This window comes from Terrisporobacter sp., assembly GCF_017888745.1.
In the GTDB taxonomy this organism is placed as follows: domain Bacteria; phylum Bacillota; class Clostridia; order Peptostreptococcales; family Peptostreptococcaceae; genus Terrisporobacter.
In genome coordinates this window covers 1-6,238 of the sequence record NZ_JAGHFM010000173.1, presented here as the reverse complement: position 1 = coordinate 6,238, position 6,238 = coordinate 1, and the positions used below count along the sequence as shown (strand labels likewise).

Sequence of the window (6,238 nt, the reverse complement as noted above, 5' to 3'; positions counted from 1 at the left end):
GGTAAAATAGGGCAAATATCTTTAGAAGAACCTTCTGATTATGAGGAAAAATAAAGAAAGCAATCTGCTTTCTTTTTTTGTTATTAAATAACAATTAGAAATAAAAATCATAAATATATATATAGATATTTATTAGGAGGTGATATTTTGATTGAACCTCAATACGGAGATGTAATATGTGTTAATAAAGGTATATATAATCATTTTGGAATATTTGTTGATAAAAAGCATGTTATTCATTACAGTGGCAAAGAAAAGGATTTTTTTCTAAGAGAGATGGTAATAGATGAAACAAATCTAGAAAACTTTCTTGGTGATTCTAATAAATATTATGTATATAAATTTTCAAAAGATAAATCAAATTATGTGAAAAGAATAAGGGCTACAGGACTAGATAGAAATATGGTAGATGGAGTACAAACCCTGTATCTTCTTTATCAAATAAAAAATAAATTAAGATTTAAAATATATTCTCCAGAAGAAACTGTAAAAAGAGCCAGAAGTCGAATAGGAGAAAAAAAGTTTTTACTTCCATCTAATAATTGTGAACATTTCGCCATGTGGTGCAAAACAGGTGTAAGACAGTCTTACCAAGTGAATCTTATTTTAAAAGCAGTATTCTTAAAAATGCAAATAGATATAAAATAGTAAATTGCGTGGGTAAAATATCCACGTAATTTTATTTATGATAAAATATAAAAGGTAAGTAAATAATAAGATAAAAAGTTAATAAGGAGAAAATAATGCAAAACAAAAGTGTGAAAGAAATTAAAGAGATTATAGATAATTTAAATAAAGAACAGTATCTAGAATATATAAATATATTAAAAGATGATGAGAGAAAGTCAGTTCAGAAATTAGCTGTATCTTTAGCAAAAAAACTTGATGTAGTAAGAAAAGAAGAAGAAAGGCTAGAATTGATTAATACATATGAAAATGATGGATATAAAAAAGGATACTTGTACATAGGTGGAATAGATGAGGTAGGTAGAGGACCTCTAGCTGGACCTGTAGTTGCTGCTGTTGTAGTTTTACCTCCAAATACTAAAATAGAGGGAATAGATGACTCTAAAAAGATAAAAGAAAGTAAAAGAGAAGAGTTATATGAAATAATAAAAGAGCAAGCACTGGACTATGGAATTGGAATCGTTGATAATGAAGAAATTGATGATTATAATATTTTAAATGCAACATATATGGCTATGAAAAAAGCTTTAAATTCAATGAAAAAGCAGCCTGATTATTTACTTGTGGATGCTGTAACCATACCAGGTGTTGATATAAAACAAAACCCAATAATAAAGGGGGATTCTAAATCAATATCAATTGGAGCTGCTAGTATATTAGCTAAGGTTACAAGAGATAGAATGATGTGTCAATATGATGAGATATACCCAGAGTATGGGTTTAAATCAAATAAAGGTTATGGAACAAAGGAACACTATGAAGCCATAGAGAAAATTGGTATAACCCCAATACATAGAAAAAGTTTTCTAAAGAATGTTTTATAGACTATAATAAACTTGTAAGAACTATTAAGAAACTATTGTCTAGGTAGGGGGATTTTGATAATGAATTACAAAGATATGCTAAAAGAAGCAAGAGAAAGTTTAAATGGAAGTTGTAAAGTATGTAAAGCCTGTAATGGTGTAGTTTGTGCAGGTGAAGTTCCAGGAATGGGCGGAAAAGATACTGGATCTGCTTTTATACAAAACTTTAAAAGTTTACAAGATATTAAAATAAATATGAGAGTTATACATAATGTATCTAATCCTGATACATCAGTAGAACTATTTGGAAGAAAGATGAAAGCACCTATTTTTGCAGCCCCTATAACAGGAACTACTTTAAATATGGGTGGAAAAATAAGTGAAAGAGAATATATAACTCCAGTTGTGGAAGGATGTATAGATAGTGGTATATATGCAATGGTAGGAGATACTGCTGTAGATTCTTTTTTAATGGATAATTTAGATGTATTAAAAGAAAATGATGGTCAAGGTATAGTATTTATAAAACCTTGGGAAAATCACGATATAATCAAGAAAATAAAATTAGTTGAAGAAGCTGGCGCATTTGCAGTGGGTGTAGATGTGGATGCGTGTGGTTTAGTAACTTTATCTATGCATGGAAAAACAGTAGTTCCAAAAGATGTAGAGGCTTTAAAAGAATTAAAATCGGCTACTAAGTTACCATTTATAGTAAAGGGAATAATGACTGTTGAAGATGCTCTATTAGCTGTTGAGGCTGGTGTTGACGCCATAGTTGTATCTAATCATGGCGGTAGAGTATTAGACTGTACTCCAGGAGCTGCAGATGTACTTCCTGCTATAGCTGAAGCTGTTAAAGGTAAGTTAACTGTTTTGGTTGATGGTGGTGTTAGAAGTGGTGTTGATGTACTTAAATTAATAGGTCTTGGGGCTGATGGTGTGCTTATAGGAAGACCTTTTGTCACTGCATCTTTCGGTGGTGGCAAGGAAGGTGTAGAGATGTATATTAATAAGGTAATCGGTGAGTTTGAAGCTACTATGAGACTTACTGGATGCCAGAGTGTGGAAGATATAGATGGGAAGGTTATATATAGATAATTATTAGAATAGTTAATTGGAGATAAATTTGGTGAGGATAATCTCTACCATTGAAATCCAGAAAAGATATTGATTAAAAATCAATATCTTTTTTACTATGGTAAATATGATTATTTAGATAAATATGTTGTAGATAGTTAGAGTATTAATTTATTAGAGATTGACCCATATGAGTTAGAAATTTTAGTATGCGCTTTGTTCAGATATATGATGTATGAAGTTACGTTATAAATGTAATTATTAGTAAAATATTAAAAAATGAAAATATTTACAATTTTTACATATTATGATAAAATACTTACAATAAATAAAATTTAATAGATATTACCTCATCTAATAAAAAGATTGAGGTAGAGGTCGCACTTACTAAGATTAGTATTGAAGAGGTCGGAAGCCAATGAAGCAATACGAAAGGGGTAAGTGCCGAAGTGCTAGTGTCCAAAGCTAGTGCTGGGACTGTATTTAATAAGTACAGTACTGTCATCAAAATTATCCCGAATTTTGATGGAGAGCTATCTTAAGTAAGATAAAGGGAAGATGTAGGTATGTTGTATTTAGCATATTAAGCTCAACATGTACTCATGTTGGGCTTTTTTTGATCAACGGATGAAGTCGTTGGATATATGAGGAAAGCAAATTTTACATCTATACAAACTAGGATAGAAAAATAAAGGGACAATCAAAAATTTTAACTTACAAAATGGGGGAATCAAAAATGAGTAGTTTAAGAAAAAGAAAGTTTACTATGCCGAATACACTTACTATAATATTTTTATTGATAATAGTAATGGCAGTTCTTACTTGGATAGTACCAAGTGGAAGTTTTGAAAGAGAAGATATAGAAGGAAGAATGGTTGTTGTAGCTGGAACTTATGAAAAAGTATCATCAAATCCACAAGGAGTTACTGATATGTTTACAGCACCTATAAATGGATTCATAGATGCAGCTGAAGTAGTCGGATTTGTTTTAATAGTTGGAGGAGCATTTGGAATAATTAATAAAACAGGGGCAATAGAAGCCATTATAGCTCATACTGTAAATAGAATGAAGAAATTTCAATTTTTAATAATACCAATCTCAATGATTTTGTTTGGTCTAGGTGGAACAACATTTGGAATGAGTGAAGAAACACTACCTTTTTATATGATATTTATTCCACTTATGACTAGTATGGGATATGATTCATTAACCGCAGTGGCAACCGTATTTATAGGAGCTGGAGCTGGATTTGCAGCATCTACCACTAATCCTTTCTCTGTAGGTATAGCACAGGCACTTTCACATATAGCTCCAGGTTCTGGAATAGAGTATAGAGTTATTATGTTTATAATATTTATAGCTATATGTATAGGATTTGTTATGATGTATGCTAATAAAGTTAAAAAAGATCCTACAAAGTCTTTAGTGAAGGATATATCACTAAATAAAGAAGTAATAAATAATAATACAAATATAAAAGAGTTTACAAAAAGAGAAGCTATAGTAATAGCAATTTTCACATTAGGTATGGGAATTATGGTATATGGAGTTTTAAAACAAGGTTGGTACATAAGTGAAATTGCAATGATATTTACAGCTATAGGTGTAATATCAGGAATAGCGTCAGGACTTAAACAAGATGAAATAGTTAATTCCTTTACAAGTGGAGCAAAGGATTTAATATCAGCAGGATTATGTATAGCATTTGCACGTGGAATAGTAATAATAGCAGAAAACGGATATATAATAGATACAATATTAAATTCTGCAGCAAATGTATTAAATGGATTACCAAAAGCTATATTTATAAATTTAACTTTCTTAATAGAAGGTCTAATAGCATTTTTAATACCGTCAGCATCAGGACTTGCATCACTTACAGTACCTGTTCTTGCACCGCTTGGAGATTTAGTGGATGTATCTAGACAAATAATAGTTACAGCTTATCAATTTGGTATAGGTATAACTAACTTAATAACACCTACATCAGGAGTTTTAATGGGAGCACTAGCACTAGCTAATATTCCTTGGTCAAAGTGGGTTAGATTCATAATGCCTTTAATGATAATATTAGTAATTACTACAATGGTATTTTTAACAATAGGATTATATATAGGGTTCTAATATAGGGGGAAATTTATGATAGAAAGTATAAAGAAAAGAGCTTATGAAATCGAGAATGAATTAGGAAAAGAAATAGAAGAAGTATGTGATTTTATATTTAATAATCCAGAAATAGGAGAAGAAGAATACATATCATCTAAATATCTAGTAGATAAAATTAAGGAATATGGATTTGATATAACTTATCCATATTGTAATATAGATACTGCTTTTAGAGCAGAATTAGGAGATAATGATGGGCCTACTATAGCATTTTTAGCAGAGTATGATGCATTACCTGGATATGGGGAAAACAAAGAACCAGCTCATGCCTGTGGACATAACTGGATTGCGGCATCGACATTAGGGGCTTGTATAGTATTAAGTAAGCTAAAAGATAATTTTAAAGGAAAAATTGTATTAATGGGAACACCGGCTGAAGAAACTACGGGAGGAAAATGTGATTTAGTTAAGGCAGGGGCTTTTGATGATATTGATGTGTGTTATCAGATGCATATAGAGGCTTTTAATAATATAAATTGCAAGGCTTTGGCAATAGATTCAATAGAGTTTAGTTTTAAAGGAGTAGCAGCACATGCAGCTAGTCATCCTCATATGGGAGTTAATGCATTAGATGCAGTACAACTTACTTTTGCAGGAATAAATGCACTAAGACAACATGTAAAATCAGATGTTAGAATACATGGGATAGTTTCAAATGGAGGAGAAGCTCCAAACATAGTTCCAGAAAAAGCATCTTGTAAGTTTTATATAAGAGCTAGTGAAAGAAGTTATTTAGATGAAGTAACTAAAAAGGTTATAAATTGTGCTAAAGGTGCAGAGTTAATGACAGGTGCTAAGCTTTCTTACAGATATTTTGAAAATTCTTTTGACAATATAGTAAACAACAAGGTACTTCAAAATATAACAAAGAATAATTTAATTGAGGTAGGTATAACGGATATATTAGAAGGAAAAGACGGTCCAGTAGGATCTACAGATATAGGTAATGTAAGTCAAGTTTGTCCTACTATGTATACAGAAATAGCACTAGATATAAATCCAATGGTATATGTTCATGAAAAAGAGTTTTTAAATTATGCAAATTCTGAAGAAGCTTATGATAAACTTCATAAATCAGTAAAGGCAATGGTAGGGTGTGCATTAGATATTTACTTAGAAGATGACTTACTTGATGATATTAAGAAAAATCACTTAGGTTTAACTAAGTTTAAAAAATAGAACAAAAAAAGTATTACCATAAAATTGGTAATACTTTTTGCTTTGTAGCTTAATCTAAATTCTTACTGGTAGATATAGTAAATTTAGTTAATATACTATAATAAATTTCACCAAAGTCATTACATAAAATTAAGCTATGATATTGAACTCACAAATACATAGAAGAGAGTATCAATATATATTCATAGCTATTTTCCGCTTAGCCAAATATTAAAATCCACATTTAAAAAATCATTTATATCTTTTGATAATTTTTCGTTTAAACTAGAAACTCTACCTTGAGAAACTACTTGAGGATTAATATATCTTTTTTTAGCAGGAATGT

The 6,238-nt window shown here is 30.2% G+C and carries 5 protein-coding genes and 1 riboswitch; all 5 genes read left to right on the top strand.

The genetic code is table 11. From position 1 onward, the window contains the following. Nucleotides 1–147 precede the first annotated feature (147 nt). A complete protein-coding gene (locus tag J7G74_RS08530; RefSeq protein WP_297134123.1) occupies nucleotides 148–648 on the top strand; it encodes a lecithin retinol acyltransferase family protein in 501 nt (166 codons plus the stop codon). Between the two features lie 95 nt (nucleotides 649–743). Then, entirely contained in the window at nucleotides 744–1,511 is a 768-nt protein-coding gene (locus J7G74_RS08525) for a ribonuclease HII (RefSeq protein ID WP_297134121.1), read from the top strand. A 60-nt stretch (nucleotides 1,512–1,571) separates the two neighbouring features. Further along, entirely contained in the window at nucleotides 1,572–2,588 is a 1,017-nt protein-coding gene (locus J7G74_RS08520) for an alpha-hydroxy-acid oxidizing protein (protein WP_297134118.1), read from the top strand. Nucleotides 2,589–2,931: 343 nt separating this feature from the next. Next, a riboswitch (Lysine riboswitch) is annotated at nucleotides 2,932–3,111 on the top strand. A gap of 192 nt (nucleotides 3,112–3,303) precedes the next feature. After that, nucleotides 3,304–4,692 carry a YfcC family protein gene (locus J7G74_RS08515; protein ID WP_297134116.1) on the top strand — a complete coding sequence of 463 codons (1,389 nt, stop codon included), beginning with the start codon at nucleotides 3,304–3,306 and terminating at the stop codon, nucleotides 4,690–4,692. A 15-nt stretch (nucleotides 4,693–4,707) separates the two neighbouring features. After that, the gene (locus J7G74_RS08510) at nucleotides 4,708–5,913 is read left to right on the top strand and encodes a M20 family metallopeptidase (protein ID WP_297134115.1); all 1,206 of its coding nucleotides are present in this window, start codon (nucleotides 4,708–4,710) and stop codon (nucleotides 5,911–5,913) included. Nucleotides 5,914–6,238 lie beyond the last annotated feature (325 nt).

What these genes read in the sequence shown, in the direction of transcription:
- J7G74_RS08520 (WP_297134118.1), top strand. Translation starts at nt 1,572, where the DNA reads ATGAATTACAAAGATATGCTAAAAGAAGCAAGAGAAAGTTTAAATGGA.
- J7G74_RS08510 (WP_297134115.1), top strand. Translation starts at nt 4,708, where the DNA reads ATGATAGAAAGTATAAAGAAAAGAGCTTATGAAATCGAGAATGAATTA.
- J7G74_RS08525 (WP_297134121.1), top strand. Translation starts at nt 744, where the DNA reads ATGCAAAACAAAAGTGTGAAAGAAATTAAAGAGATTATAGATAATTTA.
- J7G74_RS08515 (WP_297134116.1), top strand. Translation starts at nt 3,304, where the DNA reads ATGAGTAGTTTAAGAAAAAGAAAGTTTACTATGCCGAATACACTTACT.